The sequence below is a fragment of the Actinomadura sp. NEAU-AAG7 genome, assembly GCF_018603865.1.
GTDB lineage: Bacteria > Actinomycetota > Actinomycetes > Streptosporangiales > Streptosporangiaceae > Spirillospora > Spirillospora litoris.
The window spans coordinates 1065496-1087372 of record NZ_JAHFZY010000001.1; the positions used below are offsets into that span (position 1 = coordinate 1065496).

The 21877-nt window shown below is 73.3% G+C and carries 18 protein-coding genes; 10 read left to right on the plus strand and 8 right to left on the minus strand.

The features are described from left to right. The first annotated feature begins 56 nt into the window (after positions 1-56). The 4 genes from KLI87_RS05005 (at position 57) to KLI87_RS05020 (ending at position 6491) form a co-directional block, all read left to right on the plus strand. On the plus strand, positions 57-1343 hold the full coding sequence (locus tag KLI87_RS05005) for an ATP-grasp domain-containing protein (RefSeq protein WP_156214626.1): 1287 nt from the start codon (positions 57-59) through the stop codon (positions 1341-1343). After that, the gene (locus KLI87_RS05010) at positions 1340-2575 is read left to right on the plus strand and encodes an FAD-dependent oxidoreductase (protein WP_214615993.1); all 1236 of its coding nucleotides are present in this window, start codon (positions 1340-1342) and stop codon (positions 2573-2575) included. The genes KLI87_RS05005 and KLI87_RS05010 overlap by 4 nt, the downstream gene beginning before the upstream one ends. Positions 2576-3047: 472 nt before the next feature. Further along, positions 3048-4871 carry an asparagine synthase-related protein gene (locus tag KLI87_RS40890; RefSeq protein WP_214615994.1) on the plus strand — a complete coding sequence of 608 codons (1824 nt, stop codon included), beginning with the start codon at positions 3048-3050 and terminating at the stop codon, positions 4869-4871. A 174-nt stretch (positions 4872-5045) separates the two neighbouring features. Continuing rightward, positions 5046-6491 carry a S41 family peptidase gene (locus tag KLI87_RS05020; protein WP_214615995.1) on the plus strand — a complete coding sequence of 482 codons (1446 nt, stop codon included), beginning with the start codon at positions 5046-5048 and terminating at the stop codon, positions 6489-6491. Here KLI87_RS05020 and KLI87_RS05025 read toward each other — a convergent pair. From KLI87_RS05025 to KLI87_RS05040, 4 genes are read right to left on the minus strand one after another with little or no spacing between them, the layout of a single operon-like run. Next, the gene (locus KLI87_RS05025) at positions 6488-6907 is read right to left on the minus strand and encodes a hypothetical protein (RefSeq protein ID WP_214615996.1); all 420 of its coding nucleotides are present in this window, start codon (positions 6905-6907) and stop codon (positions 6488-6490) included. The two genes, KLI87_RS05020 and KLI87_RS05025, sit on opposite strands and share 4 nt — an antisense overlap. Continuing rightward, complete coding sequence (locus KLI87_RS05030) at positions 6904-7338, minus strand: MarR family transcriptional regulator (protein ID WP_308165850.1); 435 nt, start codon at positions 7336-7338, stop codon at positions 6904-6906. The genes KLI87_RS05025 and KLI87_RS05030 overlap by 4 nt, the downstream gene beginning before the upstream one ends. Positions 7339-7384: 46 nt before the next feature. Continuing rightward, entirely contained in the window at positions 7385-8308 is a 924-nt protein-coding gene (locus KLI87_RS05035; RefSeq protein WP_214615997.1) for a hypothetical protein, read from the minus strand. After that, complete coding sequence (locus KLI87_RS05040; protein ID WP_250903482.1) at positions 8305-8883, minus strand: RNA polymerase sigma factor; 579 nt, start codon at positions 8881-8883, stop codon at positions 8305-8307. Before KLI87_RS05040 ends, KLI87_RS05035 begins: the two co-directional genes overlap by 4 nt. Before the next feature lie 187 nt (positions 8884-9070). Here KLI87_RS05040 and KLI87_RS05045 point away from each other — a divergent pair, with 187 nt between their 5' ends. Further along, a complete protein-coding gene (locus tag KLI87_RS05045; RefSeq protein WP_214615999.1) occupies positions 9071-10735 on the plus strand; it encodes a hypothetical protein in 1665 nt (554 codons plus the stop codon). Here KLI87_RS05045 and KLI87_RS05050 read toward each other — a convergent pair. From KLI87_RS05050 to KLI87_RS05065, 4 genes are all read right to left on the minus strand, one after another. Further along, positions 10716-13553 (minus strand): hypothetical protein, encoded by a 2838-nt coding sequence (locus KLI87_RS05050; RefSeq protein ID WP_214616000.1) that lies wholly within the window; start codon positions 13551-13553, stop codon positions 10716-10718. The two genes, KLI87_RS05045 and KLI87_RS05050, sit on opposite strands and share 20 nt — an antisense overlap. 80 nt (positions 13554-13633) lie before the next feature. Beyond that, positions 13634-14350: a response regulator transcription factor gene (locus KLI87_RS05055; RefSeq protein WP_214616001.1), complete on the minus strand. Its 717-nt coding sequence runs from the start codon at positions 14348-14350 to the stop codon at positions 13634-13636. Continuing rightward, complete coding sequence (locus KLI87_RS05060) at positions 14347-15501, minus strand: sensor histidine kinase (RefSeq protein ID WP_214616002.1); 1155 nt, start codon at positions 15499-15501, stop codon at positions 14347-14349. Before KLI87_RS05060 ends, KLI87_RS05055 begins: the two co-directional genes overlap by 4 nt. A 12-nt stretch (positions 15502-15513) precedes the next feature. After that, on the minus strand, positions 15514-16134 hold the full coding sequence (locus tag KLI87_RS05065) for a ScbR family autoregulator-binding transcription factor (RefSeq protein ID WP_156214615.1): 621 nt from the start codon (positions 16132-16134) through the stop codon (positions 15514-15516). Positions 16135-16593: 459 nt separating this feature from the next. On the opposite strand from KLI87_RS05065, the gene KLI87_RS05070 reads away from it, so the two are divergent. The 5 genes from KLI87_RS05070 to panD all read left to right on the plus strand — a co-directional run bounded on the left by KLI87_RS05070 (position 16594) and on the right by panD (position 21830). Next, positions 16594-17724, plus strand: a complete 1131-nt coding sequence (locus KLI87_RS05070) for a ParB N-terminal domain-containing protein (RefSeq protein ID WP_308165851.1) — start codon at positions 16594-16596, stop codon at positions 17722-17724. Between the two features lie 330 nt (positions 17725-18054). After that, the gene (locus tag KLI87_RS05075; protein ID WP_156214614.1) at positions 18055-19299 is read left to right on the plus strand and encodes an NAD(P)/FAD-dependent oxidoreductase; all 1245 of its coding nucleotides are present in this window, start codon (positions 18055-18057) and stop codon (positions 19297-19299) included. A 50-nt stretch (positions 19300-19349) separates the two neighbouring features. Next, positions 19350-19712 (plus strand): cupin domain-containing protein, encoded by a 363-nt coding sequence (locus tag KLI87_RS05080; RefSeq protein ID WP_214616003.1) that lies wholly within the window; start codon positions 19350-19352, stop codon positions 19710-19712. Continuing rightward, complete coding sequence (locus KLI87_RS05085) at positions 19705-21357, plus strand: class I tRNA ligase family protein (protein WP_214616004.1); 1653 nt, start codon at positions 19705-19707, stop codon at positions 21355-21357. Before KLI87_RS05080 ends, KLI87_RS05085 begins: the two co-directional genes overlap by 8 nt. A 44-nt stretch (positions 21358-21401) precedes the next feature. After that, positions 21402-21830, plus strand: a complete 429-nt coding sequence (gene panD / locus KLI87_RS05090; protein WP_156214611.1) for an aspartate 1-decarboxylase — start codon at positions 21402-21404, stop codon at positions 21828-21830. Positions 21831-21877: the final 47 nt, after the last annotated feature.

The window sequence follows — 21877 nt, forward strand, 5'->3', positions numbered from 1 at the left end:
AACAAATCGGCCGAGGGGCCGACGGGAGAATTTACCTTACGACGAGGAAGGCTACTGTGCGCCACAACCCGCGGGCGTCCCTCGACACGCGCCCCCCGGAATCACCGTGTCTTGACCCGGGGCTTCCCGTCCTGCTGCTGCGCACGAATCACAATTTCTTCCACCACGGCACGCTCGGGGCGATCCGCTCGCTCGGCCGCGCCGGCGTCCCGGTGCACGCGATCCTGGAGGGGCGGGCCAACCCCGTGTCCCGGTCCCGGTACCTGCGCGAGGGGCACCCGTGGGCGCCCCCGGTCGACCGCCCGTCCGCGCTGCTCAGCCACCTGCGGGTGATAAGCGAGCGGGTCGGCGGAGCGGCGCTGCTGCTGCCCCTGGACGACGCGGGCGCGATCTTCGTCGCCGAGCACGCCGACGCGCTCGCCCCCGCGTTCGTCCTCCCCCGCCAGGACCCGGACGTCCCCCGCCTCGTCGCCGACAAGGCGCGCCTCATCGAGTCCTGCGCCGGGTACGGGCTCGCGTGCCCCGACAGCCGCACGCCCGGCACGTCCGCCGAGGTCGACGCCGCCGCCCGCGCGTTCGGCCTGCCGCTCGTCGCCAAGTGGGCCCGGCCGTGGCGGCTCGGCCCCGGGCTGCGCAGCACGACGCTCGTCCACACCCGCGAGGACGCGCACCGGCTGCTCGCCGCCTCCCACGACGCGGGCCCGCTGATCCTCCAGCGGCACATCCCGCCCGGCGGCGGCGACTGGTTCTTCCACGGCTACTTCGACGGCGCGCTCGACTGCCTCTTCGGCGGGACGGGCCGCAAGCACCTCGCGCACCCGCCGCACGCCGGGCACACCGTCTCGGGCGAGTGGGTCGACAACCCCGAACTCACCGAACTCGCGATCAGGGCCGTCCGGCTGCTCGGCTGCCGCGGCCTCGTCGACCTGGACTTCCGCCGCGACCCCCGCACCGGCGCCTACCACCTGCTCGACTTCAACCCGCGGATCGGCGCCCAGTTCCGGCTGTTCGCCGACCGGCAGGGCCTCGACCTCGCGCGCGTCCTGCACCTGCACCAGTCGGGACGCCGCGTCCCGCGCCCCCGGCCCGCCTACGGCCGCCGCCTCCTGGTGGAGAACCACTACCTCCGCCAGGCGCTCGGCCGCCCCCTGCGCCGCGACGCGCCGCCCCGGGGCGCGCTGCGCCGCGCCGACGAACTGGCCTGGTACGCCGGGGACGACCTGCCGCCCTTCTTCGCGATGGGCCGCCGGACCGTCCTCACGGCCGCCCGCCGCGGCCTCGGCAAACGCGGATCGGGCCGTCCGCACGACACGCACGACACACACACGGGGGAACGAGAATGAACGAGTCGGCCAGCGACGTCGTCATCGTCGGCGCCGGACCCTACGGCCTCTCCGCGGCCGCGCACCTGCGGAACGTCGGGCTGGAGGTCAGGGTCATCGGCACGCCGATGCGCTTCTGGGAGGAGAACATGCCGGAGGGCATGTTCCTGAAGTCCGAGCCCTTCGCCTCCAGCCTGGGCGCGCCGCAGGCGGGCATGGCCTTCACCGACCGCCACCCGGGATGGCGGACGGGCCAGCCGATACCCCTCGACACGTTCATCGCCTACGGCCGCTGGTTCGCGGCCGAGACCGTCCCCGACATCGAGACCGCCGAGGTCGTGAGCGTCGAGCGCGGGGGCCCGGCCGGATACGTCGTCACCCTGTCCACGGGTGAGACGGCCGTGACGCGCGCCGTCGTCCTCGCCGTCGGCGTGGGGCCGTTCGCTCATATTCCGGATGAACTGTCCGGAATGCCGTCCTGGCTGCTCTCGCACAGCACCGCCCACCGCGACCTGACCCTGTTCGCGGGCAAGGACGTCGCGGTCGTCGGCGCGGGGCAGTCCGCGCTGGAGACGGCGGTCCTGCTGGCCGACGCGGGCGCCCGCCCGCACGTCGTCGCCCGGCGCGGGGCGCTCGACTGGAACACCGTCCCGCGGGAGCCCCGCCCGCTCCGCGTGAGGATCGCCGGCGGTCCCCGCTCGGGCCTCGGCACCGGCTACCGGACGTGGCTGTGGGCGGAGCGGCCCGGCCTCGTCCGCCACCTGCCCTACCGCAGGCGGCAGCGGATCGTCCGCGAGACCCTGCCCCCAGCGGGCGCGTGGTGGCTGCGCGACCGCCTGGACGAGCGCGTCCAGGTCACGACCGGCCGGCAGCTGGTGAAGGCGGTCGAGCAGGACGACGGCATCGCGCTGACCACCGTCGACCGCACCGGCGACCGCCTGGTCATCGAGGCCGACCACATCATCGCCGCGACGGGCTTCGTCCCGAACGTCCAGCGGCTGACGATGCTCTCGCCCGAGATCCGCGTCCGCGTCGACACCCGCCTCGGCGCCCCGGTGCTGACCCGCGACTTCGAGTCCTCGCTGCCCGGCCTGTACTTCGCGGGCCTGGCCGCCGCCGCGACCTTCGGGCCCGTCATGCGCTTCGTCCACGGCTCGGACTTCGCGGGCCGCCGCATCGCCCACCACATCATCCGCCGGACCCCGCGCCTGCGCCCCGCGCCCCGCACCCTGGAGCCCGAGGGCAACCCGTGACCCGCCAGAACGGGCGCCCGTGCGCGTACTTCCGTTCGCGGGCCCATCCGGGCACCGGCCGTCCGCACCACCGCGGGTTCGTGGACAACGCCTTCGGTGACGGTGAACCGCGCCTGGAGTGCCCCCTGCCCCGACCACCGGAACGGCGGTGACGCGGGGGACGGTTGCGTGAACTCGTGTTCCGGGTTGGTTGCGTCGCGTGAGGGTAAGGAACGCTGTATTGGGCGGCTGGCCTGTTATGGACAGCCCATCTGATTTGCTCGTTTCGAGCCTCGGATATCGAGAGGATCGGCAGGGCTGAGGGGGATTCCGACCGCATTGGCGGGAGATCGTCGTGAACTCCTTTGCGATTCATGCCCGGGCGGACTTTCAAGGTCGTTAACGTTTTCGTGTGTGACGTTGATGGTTCATCGCTGATTAACCAGGGCGTGGTGAATTCTCCGCTTCAGTCCCACCGAGGAGCGGAGGGCGCGTGCGCGTCTACCTCGTCCTGGCCACTCGCGAAGCCCGCGAGAGGATTCCCGCGCCGGCGTTCCGGGCGGCCCGCCGCGCCATCCATGAGGCGTTCCCGGTTCCCCCGGACGTCGTCAAGGCCGTCGAGTGGACGGCGCCCGGCGGCCGGGTCGCGCTGCTGGGCTGGACGAACGAGCCGGAGCACGAGCTGCTCCCCGAGACCGTGATCAGCGGCGCGGCGTGGCGGCTCGGGTACTGCGGCTACCTGGCCGAGCCCAAGCGGGACGTGGACCTCCTGCTCGCCAGGGACGACCTCGCCGCGACCGCCGCGGAACTGGGCGGCGTCTTCTCGATCTTCCGGGCCGGGACGGAGGGGGCCGAGGCCGCGACCGCCATGGCGCGGGTCTGCCCCGTCTACCACGCCGAGGCGCGGGGGCTCCGCGTCATCGGAAGCCGCGCCCTGCTGGTGCACCTCGTGGCCCAGGCCGCGCGGACCGATCGGGAGGACCCCGAGGTCGATATCGATGTGGAGGCGCTGCACCCCCTCGTCCGCCACGGCTTCCACGCCAACGACGACACGCCTTTCCGCGGGGTGCACGCGCTCCCGGCGGGTTCGCTGATACGGGCGGTACCGGGTGAGCCGACCGTCGTCCGGCGGCAGCCCTCGGCACCGGCGCGGGAGACTCCGCGCGATGACAGGGGGCGGCGCGAGCTCGTCCGCCCGCTCGCCGAAGCGCTGGTCGCCTCGGCCGCTCCCTTGGCCCGCCACCAGGACCCGGTGAGGCTCGCCCTCTCGGGAGGGCGCGACAGCAGGCTGATGGCGGCCGTACTGAGATCGGCCGGTGTCGCCTTCACCGCGACGACGCACGGGTTCGCGGACGACCCGGACGTCGTCCTCGGCACGCGCGTCGCTCAGGCGCTCCAGATCGAGCACGAGGTGGAGCTGACCGTCCCCCAGGAGCGCAAGGATTTCGTCGATGTCCAGCACCCGTTCTCCCGGACCCACGACATCATCCGCATGTGCGAGGGCATGAACTCGGCGTATGAGAGCGTGAACAGATATCGGCCGTACGACCTGGCTCCGCGCACATCGGGCTCGGGCGGCGAGACACTGCGCGGCGGTTTCCTTTACGACCAGGACGACATCTCGGACGAGGGCCTTCAGAAACGGGTCCGGCTCATCTTCCACGCGGCCGAGCGGTTCATGACGTCCGCCGCCAACGAGCGGGCCGCCGCCGAGCACCGGCCGTGGGCCGAGCGGGCCAAGAGCGACGGATTCGACGTCCTCGACAAGCTCTACCTGCACTACCGCACCGGCCGGTGGATCGTCGGCTCGCACACCGCGACGCTCATGAACACGCCCTACTACCACCCCTTCTTCGACAACCGGGTCGTCCGCGAGGCGCTCGCCCTGTCGGCGGAATGGCGGCGCAGCGAATACCCCTTCTACCTGCTCCTCCAGGAACTCGCCCCGCCCCTGGCGGCGATCCCGCCCGAAGGCAAGCGCTGGCGTTTCGACCGGGGCCGGGGCCCGCTGTTCTCCGGCAGGCGCGCCTGGCGGGCCCGCGCCCCCTTGACCGCCAACGGCGGGACCTCCGGCTTCAACTGGCGGGTCTCCTTCGACCAGAATTTCCGCGACCTGCTCCAGGAACAGATCCTGGACGGCCCGGAGGCCCTGTTCGACATCGTCGACCGCGACGCCTACACCACCCTGCTCCGCGATTCCCCGGGCCGGTGGACCAAGCAGATCTGGCACGTCTACACCCTGAGCGTGCTGCTCTCCCAGGAATGGCGCCGACCCCCGCCCGCCCTCCCCCCGGTAAGAATCCCGATCCCGGGCTGAACCCGACCCCCGCCGTTGGTGGGGGTGTTGGCGCGACCTTAGTCACTGGTGGTGGGAGGGGCGGCGCAGGAGGCTGGGGTGAGGACTTCGGCGCGAGTACCACGACGACGCCGTCCGCACTTTCTTCCTGGAAACCCTCTTCCCTGGAACCCTCCGACCTGAGGAGAACCACTGATGCGAGCCCCGACCCTCGCGGCCGCGCTCTCGCTGGCACTCATCACCGCCCCCGCACTGACCGCGCCCGCGGCGACGGCCGCGCCCGCGTCGCCCGCCGCGTCCGTGACGGGTCTCTGGCGGACGGACGGCTACGGCATGGTGCTGTCGGTCCAACCGTCCAAGGCGACGCTCTTCCAGACGACCGCCATCAGTTGCCTGCCCGTTGACGAGGCCACCCGTGTCGGGACGCCGCGTCCCGGGGCCGCCGCCGTCTACCGGCTGAGCGACGGCAACACGATCACGCTCCGGCCGGGTGGACGGCCGGACGTCGCGAAGCTCCACTCCGTCGGGTCCACCGGGGACCTCGGCCTGATCAGGCTCGCCAAGGCTCCGGCCACCTGCGGCGCACCGCAGCCGTCCGGGCCGGTGGGGACGTTCGACGTCTTCTGGCAGACCTTCGCCGAGAACTACCCCTTCTTCCGGCAGCGGCACGTCGACTGGGCCGCCCAGCGGAGGCGGTACCGGCCGATGGTGAACGCGGGCACCACCGACGAGCGGCTCTTCGAGATCCTGCGGGACATGATCGAGCCGTTGGGGGACGCGCACACCGGTGTCTTCGCGGGCGAACGGAATTTCACCGGCCTGCGTCCGGGCACCCAGCCGACGACCCGCAAGCTGGGGGCCCGCGTCAAGGAGCTGATCGACCGCCGCGACCTGCGCGGCGCCGGGAAGGACTACGCGGCGGGCCAGCTCACGTTCGCCGAGCTGCCTGGCGGGGTCGGCTACCTGCGGGTCGCCGGGTTCTTCGGGTACGAGACCGGGAGCGACTTCGACTACGCCGCCGACCGGGCCCGGCTCGCCCAGGCCCTCGACGCGATCATCACCCCGGAGCGCCGGATGCGCGGTCTGATCATCGACGTCCGGTACAACCCGGGCGGCTACGACGCGCTGGGCCTGCAACTGGCCGCCCGGCTCACCGACCGGCCGTTCCTCGCCTACCGCAAGCGGGCCCGCAACGACCCGGGCGACGCCACCCGGTTCACCCGTCCGCAGCCGATCACGGTCAGGCCCGCCGCCGCGCCCCGCTACACCGGGCCGATCGCCCTGCTCACCTCGGACACCACCAACAGCGCGGGGGAGACCTTCACCCAGGCCCTGATGGCGCGGCCCGGACGGGTGGTCCGGATCGGGCAGAACACCCAGGGCGTCTTCTCCGACATCATGGAATGCCCGCTGCCCAACGACTGGAGCCTCTGGGTGCCCAACGAGGAGTTCCTCACCCGGGACGGGAGGACCTTCGACGGGGCCGGGGTGCCGCCGCACATCCGCACGCCCGTCTTCACCCCCGCCGAGTTCGCGGCCGACCGCGACTCCGCGTTCGACCGGGCCCTCGCCGTCCTCGGCCGCCGGCCGGCGGACGTCCCGCGCGTCCACCGGGCCGGACGGGGCGACCGGGACGGCTAACCCGCGCGGCTCGCGTCCTGCCATGGGAACGGGGCGAGATCGGGTTCGACCCAGCCGTTCCTGGCCGGTGGCGAGGCCAGGGTCGCCGGACGGTAGAAGCGGGTGAGAAGGCGCTTGTCGAGCAGGGCGGGATGGCGGCCGACGAACACGCCGAAGTCCTCTTCGCCGCGTTCGGCCGCGTGGTGACCGACCAGCTCGACCCAGGCCCGGCTCATGGTCGCGTGGTACTTCTGGGGCACGTTCGCGTAGCGCGCGGTGCGCTGGATGCCGCCGCCGACAAGGCCGACCGCCGCGACCGTCCCGACCCGCCGCACGGCCAACCAGGTCAGATGGACGTGCTCGCGATGGCCGAACCGCTCGGCGCCCGCCATCACCTCGGCCATCAACGCGTCGAAGTCGGCGGGGGCGGTGCTCATGAGGAGACCTCCGTCAGCGCTTGCAGGGCGGCGCGCAGGTGGACGAGCGCCTCGTCCGGCAGGCCGTCGAGCGCGCGGTGCTCCACGTCGGCGACCGCGTCCCGGATCGTGGCGGCGGCCGCCCGTCCGGACGGCGTGAGTTCGATGAGCACCGCCCGGCGGTCTCCGGGACGGGTGCCCCGGGTGATGTGACCGCGCCGCTCCAGCCGGTCGAGCACGCTGGTCAGCGTCGTGGGGCGGCTGCCCACGGCCGCGCCGAGTTCGGACACGGTCCGGCCGCGCCCGTCGGCGAGGTTCGCCAGCGCGTTGATCTCGGAGCCGGTCAGGTCCAGATCGACCAGCTCGGCGGACAGCACCTGGAGGGTGGCGTGGGTGGCCCGCTGCAACGCGAGCAGCGGCGACCACCCAGAAGCCACGATGTCGGATTTCACGATTTCGGACTATACGCTTTCGTGCTAACCCTTCACAACCGCGGGATCAGCAGCCCTTGAACAGGGCCCTGTCGTGAGCGGTGTCCCTGACGGCCGGACGGTCCTTCTGGATCGACAGCATGACCTGGCCCGGGGCCCAGGGATCGGCGTTGGTGACGTACCAGTTGCCGGGCAGCTTGTCGCGGCCCTCGGTGTAGCCCTCGGTGCCGGTCTCCCAGTGGAACATCGTGGCGGTCACCTCGCGCTGCCTGAGGCGCCGGTCCGCCTGCTCGACCGTGAGGCCCCTGACGTCGAGGCAGTGCAGGACCTCGCCCGGCGCGAAGGCGCTGTTGGTGCTGTCGTACCGCTCGCCGGGGCGGGCCTCGCGGCCGAACGAGATACCCGCGGTGTTGCGGTAGCCGGTCGGGATGCGCAGGCCGCGGACGCACTTCCCGTCGTCGCCGCCCCCGGTCACGCAGCGTCCCTCCTCGATCGGCACGATCTGCCGCTTGTCCGGGCCCCCGTCGTCCTGCATGACGATCGTGCCGGCCAAGCTCGGCGAGGCCGGAACCATGATCAGGTCGATCCGCATGCCGTGGGCGGCGAACTCCTTCCGGTAGCGCTGCGGATCGGCGAGCGGGTCCTTGATCCGGACGTCGATGTAGCCCTTGCGCTCGGTGAAGCTCAGCGCCGCGACCGGCCGCGGGTCGAACCCGCCGGGCCCGCCGCTCGTGGACGGCGCCGGGGCGTGCCCACCGGGCCGCACGACCAGCGCCGCCACGGCGACGGCGCAGGCGGCCCCCACGGCGACGGGCAGTCCGATCCTCCAGCGGCGGCGGTGCGGCCGCGGCGCGGGAGCCGCCTCGCCGGCCTCCGCGAACGTGATCCGTTCGAGCAGTTCCCGCCGGGTCTCATCGCGCACCGGGCGCAGGGCCTCGGCGTCCGAGAGCGGCGCCGCGTGGCGGATCAGGGAGTCGAGGTCGCTGGTCATGCGGACCCTACCTTTCTGGACGGTACGGGGGTTTCCGGTGCGGGGCGCTCGGGCTTGGCGGCGGGCGCGCGGGCGATCCCCCGGCGCTCCAGCTCGCGGGCGAACCGGCGGCGGGCCCGGTGCAGCCGGATCCGGACCGCGTTGCGGCTCACCCCGAGCACGGAGGCGATCTGGCCGTTGTCGAGCCCCTCCCAGGAGGCCAGGCCGAGCAGGTCCCGGTCGGCGTCCGGCAGCGCGCGGAAGGCCGCGCCGATCTCGGGACGGTCCGGCTCCGGGGCCGGTGCGGCCGCCAGGTCGGCGGCGAGGCGCCGGCCGATCCGCGTCGTCAGGTCGCGGCGCCGCCGCTGGCCCCGGTGCAGGTTCGCCAGCGTTCGGCGCGCGACGCCGTACAGGTAGAAGCGCGCCTCCTCGCCCGGCGGGACGTCGTCGAGGCGGCGCCAGGCGACCAGGAAGGTCTCGGAGATCACGTCGGCGGCGTCGTCGGGGTCGCCCGTACGGCGCCGCACGTAGCCCGTGACGTGTCCGAGGTGCGCCGCGTACAGCTCCTCGAACCGGGCCGAGCGTTCGTGTCCCAAGCCATCTCCTCCCGGTGGGCGCCCGAGGGGGCGCAGCGTGCCCGACGGTCGGAGAATGTCCGGCTCCCGGACGAGCATTTCGGAAGAAATGATCTCCAGGTGCCGGACACCCCTCCAGACGAGACCCGCGCGCCCGCGCGGGCGCGCATGGAGAGGGAGATCCTTGGCAGTCAGGAAGAGCACCGCCATGATCACGCTCATCGCGGCGGCCGCGTCGTCGGCGGCGTTCGCGCTTCCGCACCGGGCGGCGGCACCGGCGGCACCGGTGGCGGCACCCGCGCCGGAACCGTCCGCGTCCGTCCGCGACCGGTACCCGCGGGGGTTGCGGAACGACGCCGTCACCAAGCCCGTGAACCGGCCCGCGACGAGGCGGCCGCTCGCGTCCCGGACCGCGAACGGGGTGAAGGTGCTCGTGGACGTCCTCGACCGGAGGGGCGAGGCCCCGGCCACATCCGACGCGAATGTCGTGGTCTTCCACCCTCTCGATGGGAGTGACGCGTTCTACGGCGATCTCGTCGACGGGCACCTCGAAGGGGAGCTCCCGGCGGGCGAGTACGCGGTGGTGGCGTACGTGGAGACGCCCGAGGCCAAGGGCCGCCCGTCCACCGCCGTGGTCTACCGTCCCCGCGTGGCGGTGAAGGGCACGACCGCGCTCGTGCTGGACGCCCGGGAGGCCCGGCCGGTCTCCGTCTCCGTGGACCGCGCGGACGCCCGCATACTGGACGGGATGATCCGGATCGCCCAGCGGCTCGGCGGCGCCCCCACGGTCACGGTCTGGGGGATCCCGATCGAGAACGGCTACGTCACGCCGACCGCCACCGAGGCGGGCCTGCACTTCAGCGCCCAGGCGGTCATCACGAGGAACGGCGCGGAGTCCGGAAGCCCGTACGTGTACAACGTGGTGACCGAGGAGAAGGGGAGGGTGCCGGCGAAGCCCGAGTTCCGGGTGAGGACCGCGGACATGGCCGAGGTGGCGGTCCGGTACGGGACGGAGGGCCGCCCCGTCTGCGTGGGCGGGCACGCCGCCGCGGCCTGGGCCGAAGGCGGCTGGGTCGGCTTCTTCACCGGTGCGGGTGCCGGGCCCGTCACGCGGACCGAGTACTACACGCCGGGCATCGACTGGAGGGTCGACTGGATGAACACGACGCCGGACTGCGGCTTCGGGTTCGACCAGACCGAACTCTGGTACCGGACCGTGCGGTTCGCGAAGCCGGGCCCGCACAAGTGGAACCTGACCCCGGCCCCGCTCGGCCCGGCCACCCCGCTGGTCATCTGGGGGAGCGGGGGCGAACCGGCGCTGGCGGTCTTCATGCATTCGACCTGGGACGGCCGCAGCATCCTGGCGCCCTACGCGGGAGCGACCGGCTCCTCCGTCCTGCGGGACGCCAAGGGACAGGTCGTCTACGAGAGCGACGAGCCCGGCACGGCCCACAAGTGGCCCGTCCCCCCGCCCGGGGACTACACGCTGACCGTCGATGAGGTGCGCGCCGCCTCCTACTCGCCGCTGGCGACCCGCCAGCACGCGGAGTGGAGGTTCTCCGTGCGGGACGGCATCGTCCACCTCCCGTCGATCCAGTACCGCACGCCCCTCGGCGACGACGCGTCCGCCGTCGCCGGGGCCGAGCAGGAGCTGGCCTTGAGGGTGGATCGCGCACCGGACGCCAGGCCGACCCTCCAGATCTCCTATGACGACGGCAGGACGTGGAAGCCGGTGGGCGTCCGGCGCAGGGGCGGGGACTGGGTCGCGACGGTGCGGAACCCCGCGTCGGGATTCGTCTCGCTGCGCGCCTCCGCGGCGGGTGCCGACCAGACCCTGGTCCGCGCGTGGGCGGTCAGGAGCCGGTCCTCCTGAGCCCGGCGACGGTGAAGGCGGCTGACGCCTGGGATGGTGCGTGCGCCCTGTTGTACGCGCGGACCCAGACCTCATGCCGTCCCGGCGCGAGCCGCGCGGACGCGGTGAGGCGTCCGGTGGACGGGTCGAACCGCGCGGGCACGTCGCGGCCGTCCACCTGGAGCGTGAGCCGCCGTGCGTCGACACCTGACAGGGCGTCGGTGACGCGGGCGCTCAGGCTCACGCGGGGGCCGGCGGCGGTCGTCCCGCCGCGGGGCGAGAGATCGGTGATCGAGGGGGCCAGCGGTACCGGCGTCCCGGGCTTCGCCGCCGGGCGCTGGATCCGGCCCACCGACGGCGTGACCGGCCGCCCGCCCGTGGTGGCGTCGAAGACCAGCGGATAGTCCACCCCGCGCCGGACCGCGGCGGGCGCCGTGACGGTGTGGGGCACGCTGACCCGGCCGTGGGCGGGCACCCGCACCGTCGCCGCCGACCCGGTGGACGGGCGAACGCTCCAGCCCCCGTACGCGCGGGCGGTGACCGTCACGGTCTGGGCCGTGTCGCTGAAGTTGTACACGTCCAGGTTCATGGAGGTGGCGGGATCCAGCCGGTAGCCGTGGGGCGGCCCTTCCGTCCCGTCGCCGTTCTTGTTCGGGGCGGCGTTCCGCGGCGCGAACCGCTGGGCGAGCACGATGTGCTCGGCTCTCGACGGCTTCACGCGGCGAACCGGCGCGGCGGCGGGCGCCGTCTTCGGGGCGGCGGCGTCCGAGGCCAGGTAGACGGGGTCGGGGGAGGCCGCCACGCGCACGGTCCCGTTCCGCGCGGGCGTGGCGACGCCCTGGCGTGCGCCCATGATGTCGAGGATCTCGACGCGGCGGCCGGGGGTCGGCACGTCCACCCGGGTGGGCTTGTCCGCCCAGACCACGGTGACGGTCTTCCCGTGCGCGGCGAACACCTGGCCGGTGACGCCGTCCGGCAGCCCTCGCGCGGGGCCGGCATGGTCCGCCTCGCCCAGGATCGAGGCCATCGCCGCATGCGCGCTGTAGGCGGGCCAAGGCTGGAACGTCGGGCTCAGAAGCCCGAAGTACACGGCCTCCTCGCCGCCCCCGGCGGAGAGGTAGCCGATGGGCGTCCCGCTGAACCAGTACGACCTTGCCACGCCCCCGGCGAAGCCCTCCACGGTCGACCGGACCAGATAGCGCGCCTGGGTGACCTGGCTCTCCCGGCTCAGCCCGTCCGGCGACGACCGGATGTACGCGCCGGCCTCCGCCGCCCACAGCGGCGTCCGGGCCCCGTGGAGCCGCTTCAACTCCCGGTGCTTCCTGAGGTCCTCCGCCGGGAGCCGCGGGTTGACCGGGTCCGGGTATCCGTTCGGGTACGCCTGCCACGCCCAGTAGTCGGCGTAGCCGGCGACCTGGTTTTGCAGCACCAGGTCCTGGAAGTAGCCGGGCACGTAGTAGGTGGGCAGCACGGTGGCCTGCCGCGGCCCGCGACGGTCGGCCGCACCGAGCGCGGCGGCCTTGACGTAGGCCGCCTGCTGGTCGCCGGTGCTCGCGGTGTCGTCCGACTCCGGCTCGTTGGACAGATGGATCGCGTCGGAGCGCGCCGCGCCCGTCTTGCCCGCGCGCTGCCGGGCGAACGCGTAGGCGTCCCGCAGGTCGGCGGGCAGCGGCGCGGACGTCGGCGGCACCGCCCAGCCGGGCGGTTCGGTGATCGTGTCCATCGACGTCAGGCCGTGGGCGTGGTACGCGCGGACCAGCGCGTCGTAGGGGGTCGAGACGTACCGGCCCCGGGACGGTTCGGCGGTCGGCCAGTCGTCGCCGTCGCGCGCGTGCCCGGCGCCCATCTCCCGCATCGCCGCCAGCACCGGGTCGAGCCGCGACGGCGGCACCACGCCCGCCGCCCACACGTTCACGCCGAAGCGGTTGGCCTCCCCGGTCACCGGCCTGCGTCCGGGCAGACGCGCGAGGTGGCCTACGACCGCGCCGCCGGATGCCCCCGGCCGCGACGCGCTCACCCGGAAGTTGCCGGCCGGCAGGCCGGGGAGCGGGACGGTCGCCGACGCCGCCCCGGCGGGGATCGTCGCGGTGCCCGCACCGACGCGGCGCCCGAAGTAGTCATGGATCTCGTACCGGACGGGCCACGCGGTCGGCGTGCGGGCGTTGAGGCGCAGGAGCAGGTCCGCGCGCTCGCCGTCCCGGTAGACGCCGATGTTGCCGGGGGTGGCCGAACCCACCTCGCGCAGCGCGAGGTCCGTCCGCGCCAGCGTGAACGCGTCCAGCAGCAGCCGGTACCGGACGGCCGGGGCCGCCGCCACCGCCCCGTCCACCTTGAACATGATCGTGTTGGCTCCGCGCTTCAGCTCCACGTCGTCCAGCCGCAGCCGGTACAGGTCGCCCCACGCGTGCGGCGAGCCGGTCCAGCGCGGCTGCGACCAGGCGGCCTGCGCGAACGGCGCCCCGTTGACCGACAGGTCGAAGTAGGACCCCCACGCCTGCTGCCCCCACTGCTCGACGGGGGAGGTGGCCGCCACCTCCATCCGGTACGCCCCGTCCGCCGGGGCGTTCACGCGGTAGGTGGCGTACCACCCGCCGGACGGCGGTCTCCGGGTGGTGTCCAGCTTGAGGTAGGCGCCGCCCGATGCCCGGCCGTCCTCCGCCACCGGGATGTTCGTCCTGACCGGCGACTCCCCCTGCACGGTGGTCGCCGCCGCCGCCCGTCCCCGCGTCGGCGGGGCTCCCACCAGCCCGACGACCACGACGGAGAGCACCGCGGCGGCCGCGGCGGTCGCGCGCCACAGCGTCCGCCGGGGAAGGCGGCCGTTCTTCGCAGAGTCCATGGATCGAAACGTAGGTGTCGCGGTCCCGGCACCGCTTCGGCCTGCCCGACGATCCCGTGCGGCGCGCTAGGACCGGGTTCCTAGTCCTCTGGTCGGGCGGACGAGGCGGGCGGCCGCCCGCCGCCGGCGGCCTTCGCGCCGTCGCCCGGAGTGACCAGCCCCGCCTCGTAGGCGGCGATGACCGCCTGCGCGCGGTCCCTGATCCGCAGCTTGCCGAACACGCTCGTCACGTGGTTCTTGACCGTGGACTCGGAGATGGACAGCGCCCCGGCGATGTCGGCGTTGGACGACCCCCGCGCGATGAGGACGAGGATGTCCAGCTCACGCGCGCTCAGGCCCGCGAGCGTGGGCGGTACGGCGGCGGGGCGCGGCCGGGCCGTCCGGATGAACGTGCCGATCAGGTAGGTCAGCAGGCGCGGCGCCACGGCGGCGTCCCCCCGGTGGACGATCCGGATCGCCTCGGTCAGCTCCTCCGGCGACACGTCCAGCGGCAGGAAGCCCGACGCGCCCGCGCGCAGGGCCGCGACGACGTGCTCGTCCAGGTCGAAGGTGCTCACGGCGAGCACGCGTGTGCGGGGCAGGGCGTCGATGATCCGCCGGGTCGCCTCGATGCCGTCCAGCTCCGGCATCCGGACGTCCATGAGCACCACGTCGGGTCGCAGCCGCCGGGTCAGGGCGACCGCGGCCGCCCCGTCGGCGGCCTCGCCGGCGACCTCCATGTCGGGCTGCGCGCCCACGATCATCCGGAACGCCACCCGGATCAGTGCCTGGTCGTCGGCGATCAGGACCCGGATCATCGCGGGCGGCCCGGCGAGGCGGCGCCGGCGTCGTGGTCCGCCGGCGACGGCAGCGGGATGTGCGCGGCGACGCGGAACCCGCCCTCCGGACGGGGCGCGGCCCGCATCGTCCCGCCGCACAGCGCCACCCGTTCGGCCATCCCCCGCAGGCCGTGCCCCTCCTCGGGCGGCCCGCTCCCCGGGCCGTCGTCGGTGATCTCCACGCCGACCGCGTCGGGCGCGTACCGCAGGTGGACCGTCGCGCGGGCCCCGCCCGCGTGCTTGCGGACGTTGGTGAGCGCCTCCTGCGCCACGCGGTAGACGGCGCGGTCGACCGACGACGGCAACGGGCGCGGAACACCGGACACCTCCAGCGCGGCCGGGACGCCCGTCTCCCCGGCCCGCCGGACCAGCGCCGCCACACCGCCCGCCGTCGCGGGCTCGCCGCCGCCGGTGTCGGTGCCGTCCTCGGCCCTGAGCACCGCCAGCATCTCCCGCATCTCGACCATCGCCTCCCGCGCCGTCCGCTCCGCCGCCTCCAGGGCCTCCCGGGACTCCTCCGGGGCGCGGGTCATCGTGGTCCGCGCGGCGCCGACCAGCGCGTTCATGACGCCGATGTGGTGCGCCACGACGTCGTGCAGCTCGCGGGCGATCCGGCGCCGCTCGTCGTGCACGGCCGCCTCGACCGCCTGCGCGCGGTGGCGGCGCGTGAGCTCCTCCCGCGCCGCCATGAGCTGGCCCACGACGACCACCAGGAAGTTCGTGAGCAGCTCGTCGGCCAGGCCGCCGGCGCCCGTCCGGACGGTGACCGGCACCGCCAGCAGCGCGACGGCGCCGCCGCCGGCCGCCCACCCCCGGGCGACCGGCAGGTACCGGCCCGCGTTGTAGAGGGCGACGAGGGACACCGTGCTGATCGAGTCGCTCCACGACCCGGCGAGCGCGCCGCGCAGCAGGTCGAAGGCGACGACGATGACGAGCGTGGCCACGGGGTGGCGCCGCCGTGCCGTCAGCGCCGCCGCCGCCGCGGCCAGCCCGGCCGCGACGAGAAGGATCCGGCCGGCGGGGGCGTGGCCGACCGCGCGGATCAGCAGCTCGGCGAGGTCCAGGGCGAACGCCGCGGCGGCGACGATCGCGTCGGCCCTGCGGCCGCGCGGAAACCGGGACTGCCCCATCCGCACAAGCTATTACGGCTCGGCGGGCAGGGAGCCTTCCGGGCGGAGCGCGGCCAGCCGCTCCGGGGTGGTCAGGCCGGGGAGCAGGTAGCGCCACAGGTTGGTGATCTTCAGGGTGAACAGGCTGCGGCCGGTGAGGACCTGGTCCATCAGCTGGATCCCGGTGAGCGCGCCGACCACCAGGTCGGCGACGTCGTCGAGGTCCACCTCCGGACGCAGGTCGCCGTTCTCGCGGGCCGCGTCGAGCAGCCCGCGCAGCGACCGGACCCACATCAGGTACGCCGAGGGGTTGGGCATCGTGAACGAGCCCTGCTCGATCACGAGCCGGACGGCGGCGCGGAGCACCACGTTCTCCTGGAGGTCGCGCGCGACCCGGTGGGTCAGGTCGATCGTGTCCTGGAGCGGCGAGGGGCGCGGCGCCGACGGGGGCACGAAGCGTCGCTGCTCGTCCATGACGGCGAGCGCCAGCTCCGCCTTCGACTGGAAGTGGAAGTAGACGGCCCCCTTGGTCACGTTCGCCCGTTCGATGATCTCCCCTAACCTCGCGGCGGTGTATCCGCGCTCCTCGAACACCTTCGCGGCGGCGGACAGGATCACCTGGCGGGTGCGTATCGCACGCTGTTGCTGGGGCAAGGTGGTGGCCTCCTAAAAGGCCCGGGACTGACAGAGTCAGTGGACGCTTTGTCAATGCTTGAGAATAGGGGCTCGGTCAGGTGCCGGGAAGGCACCTCAGACTCGGACTGGCGCCATGGTCACCCCCCTCTGCCGCGAGGCGTCGGCCCTCCCGCCCGGCCGCGCGGCGGGTCCCGCGCCGCACCGGTGCGCCCGGCGGGCCGACCCGGTGGTCACGGTGAGTGCTCCGCACTTGTGCGCGAGGCGTTCGGAGTCGGTGGGAATGCTAACCGACTGGTCGGATTTAGTTGGTACGAATAAATGCGTGACCGAAACTATTTCGCGTTCGCATGGCGTGCTTGACCAGCGCATATATTGATCATAATACCTCGCTGTGGTGTGAGTCACATATTCGCTTCTTGAAAGAAAACCGGTCGTGTGGTCTTCTTTTGCTAATGGTTCCCATGCAAGGAGCGGTCAGTGGACGTCGCGCTTCCCGAGGCGGCTCTGTCGACGGGCCAGGTCATGACCCCGGCAGGCTTAATCGGCCTTCTTAGCTCACTCCCGACGCAGGATGTTCCGATCGCGGAACTGTCGCCGTCGCATTCGCCCCGCATGCGCCGGGAGAACGCCGCGCACATTCGGGTGCTGGCCGAGACGGAGAGCGAGCTGGAACCCATTCTCGTCCACCGCCGGACGATGCGTGTGATCGACGGCGTCCACCGGCTGCGCGCGGCCGCCCGGCGCGGCCGAACGACGATGAAGGCGCGGATGTTCGAGGGCTCGGAGGAGGACGCCTTCATCCTGTCGGTGCGGCTGAACGTCGGGCACGGCCTGCCGCTCACGCTGGCCGAGCGCCGGAGCGCCGCCATCCGGATCATGACCTCGCATCCGTACTGGTCCGACCGCGCGGTGGCCGAATGGGCCGGTATCAGCTCCAAGACCGTCGGCAAGCTGCGCCGCCACGCGAGTGGGGAAATTCCGCAGTTGGACGCCCGGATCGGCCGCGACGGGCGGCTGCGCCCGGTGAGCAGCGCGGAAGGGCGCCGGACCATCGCGAACCGGTTGTCGGAGGATTCCGGCATGTCGCTCCGCGAACTCGCCGCCACCGCGGGGGTCTCGGTGAGCACCGCCCGGGACGTGCGGGAAAGGCTGAAACGGGGCGAGAGCCCCGTGCCCGAAGGGCGCGGCGGATGCGTCCCGCCGCCCGGTGGCACCGGCGCGCACGAGGCGCCGGCTCCCGGGTGCGAGGCGCCGGCCCCCGCGACCGCGGAGGCGACCGGGTTCGCCGAGTCCGCCGAGTCCACCGAGTCCGCCGAGTCCGCCGAGTCCCTTCCGGAGGACACCGAGGCGGTGCTGCGGAAGCTGACGCGGGACCCGGCGTTCCGCGGCACCGAGTCCGGGCGGCAGCTGCTCCGGATGCTGATCGCGACGGAGGTCGAGCTCGAACGGTGGCGGACGATCATCAACAACATCCCTCCGCACAGTGCGCCCTTGGTACGTGCCATCGCGGCGAAGCGCGTGACGGAGTGGAAGCGCCTGGCAGAACTGAGCAAGTCACTGAGCCGCCCCCTTTCCCCCAGGCGGAACACGCGCCCGGCGCGCCGCTGACAACCCGGCACGACCCGCCAATGGCCGCGGACGGCACCACGCCGTCCGCGGCCCTCTGTCGTTAGCGGCACGACCATTCTCTGAGCCGAGCCCCGGTGTACCCAGGGTCACCGGCGCGCAGATCACAGCCCGGCAAAGGCCGCCGATCCCAAACCCTTGCGAGCAGCGCGGTGGCCAGAATTGTTCGCCCGATGTCCATGTGCGACCTCCCGCCAATCATCCGCCCTTGTGACGATGGTCGGGAAAGGAGCGGGGCAGCCCAGCGGAGATCGAGGTGATCCCGACCGGACGGCCGGCCCGCGTCCCCGCCCACATCGCTTAGGGGATCCAATGGTGAAGGCCAAACGCGTCGATGTCGTCGTGGTCGGCGGCGGAATCGCGGGCTCGGCCCTGGCGGCGGTGCTCGCCAGGGACGGGCACGGGGTTCTCCTGCTGGAGCGGCAGGTGGTCTACCGCGACAAGGTCCGCGGCGAGGTGATCAACTGCTGGGGCGTCCTGGAGCTGATCCGCCTCGGGCTCGAACAGGCGGTCCTCGACGCGGGCGGCACCTACGTGAACCGCTTCGTGGGGTTCGACGAGGTCGTGGACCCGGACGTCGCGCTGGGGAACGCGCTCAAGCTGGACGAGATGCTCCCCGGCATCCGCGGCGTCCTCGACGTCGGCCACCCCGAGGCGTGCGAGGCCCTCGCGACGGCGGCCGAGGCCGCGGGCGCGACCGTCGTGCGCGGCGTCGGGGACGTGCGGGTGACCGGCGGGGCGGCCCCGAGCGTCCGGTACGAGCACGGCGGCGCCGAGTACGAGGCGCCCTGCCGGCTGGTCGTCGGCGCCGACGGGCGGACCTCCACCGTGCGGCGGCAGCTCGGCGTCCCGCTGACCCAGACGCCGCCGAACTCGCTCGGCGGCGGGCTCCTGGTCGAGGACCTGGACGCCTGGCCGGTGCACATCACCTCGATCGGGACGGAAGGGGACCTGCTCTACTTCGTCTTCCCCCGGTCGGGCGGCAAGGCCCGCCTGTACCTGCTGCACGACGTCGCCCAGAAGGGTCGCTTCGCGGGCCCGGACCGGCGCGAGGCGTTCCTGAAGGCGTTCCAGTTCCGCTGCATCCCCGGAAGCGAGATGTTCGGCGCGGCCCGCGCGTCCCAGTCGTGCGCGTTCTATCCGATGAACGACTCGTGGACGGAAGTCCCCTACGTCCCGGGCGCCGTGCTGATCGGGGACGCGGCGGGCTGGACCGACCCGATCATCGGCCAGGGGCTCTCGGTCGCGCTGCGCGACGCCCGGGTCGTCTGGGACGTCCTCCGCACGGAGCGCGACTGGACGCCGCGCGCGTTCGCCCCCTACGGCCGCGAGCGCGAGGTGCGGATGCGCAGGCTCCGGGCGTCCGGCCGGGTCCGCACGACGATCAACATGACGTTCACCCCGGAGGGCGCGGCCCGCCGCCTCGCCTACGCGAAGTCCTGGCCCACCGACCCGGTGCTCGCCGGGTCCCGCCTCGCGACCTTCAAGGGGCCCTTCGAGGTGCCGCCCGAGTCCTTCGAGGACGACGTGCTCGAACGCATCTTCGCCCTCCGCTGATACCGCCCGCCTCCGAGCGGCGTCCGACCGCGACCAGAAGGAGAACCCGCATGTACGTGCGCACCGAGACCGGGGATCGGCAGATCCGCAAGAACGGCTGCGACATCCGCCAGCTGTATCCGTGGGAGGGGGTGGTCGTCCCGCCGTGGAACAGCACGCTGTGCTCGATCCGGCCGCTGGAGTCCAGCACCGAGCACCGGCACGCCACCGACGAGACGTTCATCTTCACGAGCGGGTCGGGCACGGTGCGGATCGGCGCGGAGAGCCGTCCGGTGGAGCCGGGCGACGTCATCTACGTCCCGAACGGCAACGACCACGTCGTCACCAACGGGAGCGACACCGAGGCGCTGACGTTCGTCAGCATCTACTGGCTCCAGCCGGAGCCCGGCTCGGAGGGTGCGGGCCATGGCTGAGCCGAGGGGCGCCTCCGACGGCGGGCCGCGCCGGGTCGACGTCACGTTCTCCCCGCCGACCCCGAACGGGGACCTGCATCTCGGGCACCTGTCCGGGCCGGTCCTGGCGAGCGACGTCTGCGCCCGGTCCCAGAAGATCCTCGGGAACGACGTGGCCTTCGCGTCCAGCACGGACGACAACCAGACCTACGTGGTCACGACGGCGCGGCGGCTCGGGACGACCCCCGAGGCGCTCATCCGGCAGGCGCTCGCCGGCGTGCGCGGGACGCTCGGCGCCGCCGCCGTCGACGTGGACCTCTTCGAGCGGCCGGACGAACGGTACGAGACCTTCGTCCGCACCTTCTTCACGACGCTCTGGGAGGCGGGCGCGTTCGACCGGCGCGAGGTCGAGCTGCCCTACGACGCGGAGAGCGGCGAGTACCGGGCCGAGGCGTTCGTCACCGGCCGGTGCCCCTCCTGCCTGGCCCACGCCAGGGCGGGCGTCTGCGAGGCGTGCGGGCTCTACAACCTTCCCGGCGCGCTGCTGCCGGTGGAGGACGGCGGCCCGGCCCCGCCGCGCGAGCGGGTGCCGATCTGGGTGCTCGACCTGGAGCGGTACCGCTCGATGATCACCGGCTTCTACGCGTCGCCGGAGGGCGCCGTCCAGCGTCCCGACCTGCGGGGCGTGGTGGCCGAGACCCTCGCCGGACGGCTCCCCGCCATTCCGGTCACCTATCCGGGCGACTGGGGGATCTCCGTCGACTGGGACGGCCCGGACGCGCCGCCGCAGACCGTGAACGCCTGGCCCGAGATCTACGTCGGCCACCTCTACTGGCTCCGGCGGGCCCGCGAGACCCGGGACGCGATCGCCGGACGGGAGTCCCGCGCGGGCGCCTGCGACGAACTGGTCCAGTTCATCGGGATCGACAACGGCTTCTACAACGCGTTCGTCTACCTCGCGCTGTCGCTGCTCGCCGTCGAGCACGGCCTGCCGGTCGAGCGGCCCGCGACCCGCACGATCACCAACCAGTACTTCCTGCTCGAAGGCCGGAAGTTCTCGACCAGCAAGGGCGACGTCGTCTGGGCGGGCGACTACCTGGCGGGCGCCGGGCGCGACCGCGCCCGCTTCGTCCTGGCGCTGACCAGCCCGGAGCTCCAGCAGTCGGAGTTCACCGAGCAGGTGGCGGCCGCGACGCTCAAGACCCGCTTCGACGAGCCGCTCGCCGTGATCGACGCCGCGCTGAACGAGCGGCTGGCCGGGCGCAGGATCGACGCGCCGCCCTCGCCCTGGTGGCGCAGCGCGCTGGAGGCGTCCGTCCGGCGGTTCGAGAGCGCCTACGCGCTCGACACGTTCAGCATCCGCCGCGCCGCCGAGGCGCTCGCGCTGCACCTGGAGGTGCTGGCGCTGCGCGGCGCGCGGCTGCGGACCGACGACCCGAGCGAGGTGTCCGGCGCGCTGATGTTCCTCTGGGCGCTCCGCGTGCTCGCCTGGCCGGTGACGCCTGACCTGGCCGCCGGGGTCGCGACCGCATTCGAGACCAGCACCGCCGATTCGCCCGGCGACCCGCTCGGCGGGGCGCCGCCGCCGGAGCCGCCCCCGCTGCTGGAGGACGTCGCCGAGCCCCCGTCCGGGCGCTTCCGGGGGATCTCCCTCGCCCGCCGCTGACCACACCGCTCATCCGCACGAAGAAACCGATCCGAGGAGAGAACATGCTGCGCAACTTCATGCACTCGAAGATCCACCGTGCGACCGTGACCGACAGCGACCTGAACTACGTCGGCTCGCTCACGGTCTCCCCGGAACTGCTGGAGATCGCCGACATCGGCGTGCACGAGCTGGTCCACGTGGTGAACATCAACAACGGCGCCCGGTTCGAGACCTACACGATCCTGGGCGAGCCCGGCGCCAACGAGGTCGTGGTGAACGGCGCCGCCGCGCGCCTCGTCCAGCGCGGCGACAAGGTCATCATCATCAGCTACGCCCAGTACGACGAGGCCGAGGTCGAGGAGCACCAGCCGAGGGTCGTCCTCGTCGACGACGAGAACCGGGTGGTCGAGACGGTCGGCGCGGGCACCGCCCCGGCCGAGCCGGTGGCGGCCGGCGCGAGCGCGCGGCCCCCGAAGGCGCTGTGGGACTGATCCGCGGGGCCGACCCGCGGGCCGAGCCGTCCCCGAACCGCCCGTCC

What these genes read in the sequence shown, in the direction of transcription:
- KLI87_RS05010 (WP_214615993.1), top strand. Translation starts at nt 1,340, where the DNA reads ATGAACGAGTCGGCCAGCGACGTCGTCATCGTCGGCGCCGGACCCTAC.
- KLI87_RS05020 (WP_214615995.1), top strand. Translation starts at nt 5,046, where the DNA reads ATGCGAGCCCCGACCCTCGCGGCCGCGCTCTCGCTGGCACTCATCACC.
- KLI87_RS05025 (WP_214615996.1), bottom strand. Translation starts at nt 6,907, where the DNA reads ATGAGCACCGCCCCCGCCGACTTCGACGCGTTGATGGCCGAGGTGATG.
- KLI87_RS05035 (WP_214615997.1), bottom strand. Translation starts at nt 8,308, where the DNA reads ATGACCAGCGACCTCGACTCCCTGATCCGCCACGCGGCGCCGCTCTCG.
- KLI87_RS05045 (WP_214615999.1), top strand. Translation starts at nt 9,071, where the DNA reads ATGATCACGCTCATCGCGGCGGCCGCGTCGTCGGCGGCGTTCGCGCTT.
- KLI87_RS05050 (WP_214616000.1), bottom strand. Translation starts at nt 13,553, where the DNA reads ATGGACTCTGCGAAGAACGGCCGCCTTCCCCGGCGGACGCTGTGGCGC.
- KLI87_RS05055 (WP_214616001.1), bottom strand. Translation starts at nt 14,350, where the DNA reads ATGATCCGGGTCCTGATCGCCGACGACCAGGCACTGATCCGGGTGGCG.
- KLI87_RS05060 (WP_214616002.1), bottom strand. Translation starts at nt 15,501, where the DNA reads ATGGGGCAGTCCCGGTTTCCGCGCGGCCGCAGGGCCGACGCGATCGTC.
- KLI87_RS05075 (WP_156214614.1), top strand. Translation starts at nt 18,055, where the DNA reads ATGGTGAAGGCCAAACGCGTCGATGTCGTCGTGGTCGGCGGCGGAATC.
- KLI87_RS05080 (WP_214616003.1), top strand. Translation starts at nt 19,350, where the DNA reads ATGTACGTGCGCACCGAGACCGGGGATCGGCAGATCCGCAAGAACGGC.
- KLI87_RS05085 (WP_214616004.1), top strand. Translation starts at nt 19,705, where the DNA reads ATGGCTGAGCCGAGGGGCGCCTCCGACGGCGGGCCGCGCCGGGTCGAC.
- panD (WP_156214611.1), top strand. Translation starts at nt 21,402, where the DNA reads ATGCTGCGCAACTTCATGCACTCGAAGATCCACCGTGCGACCGTGACC.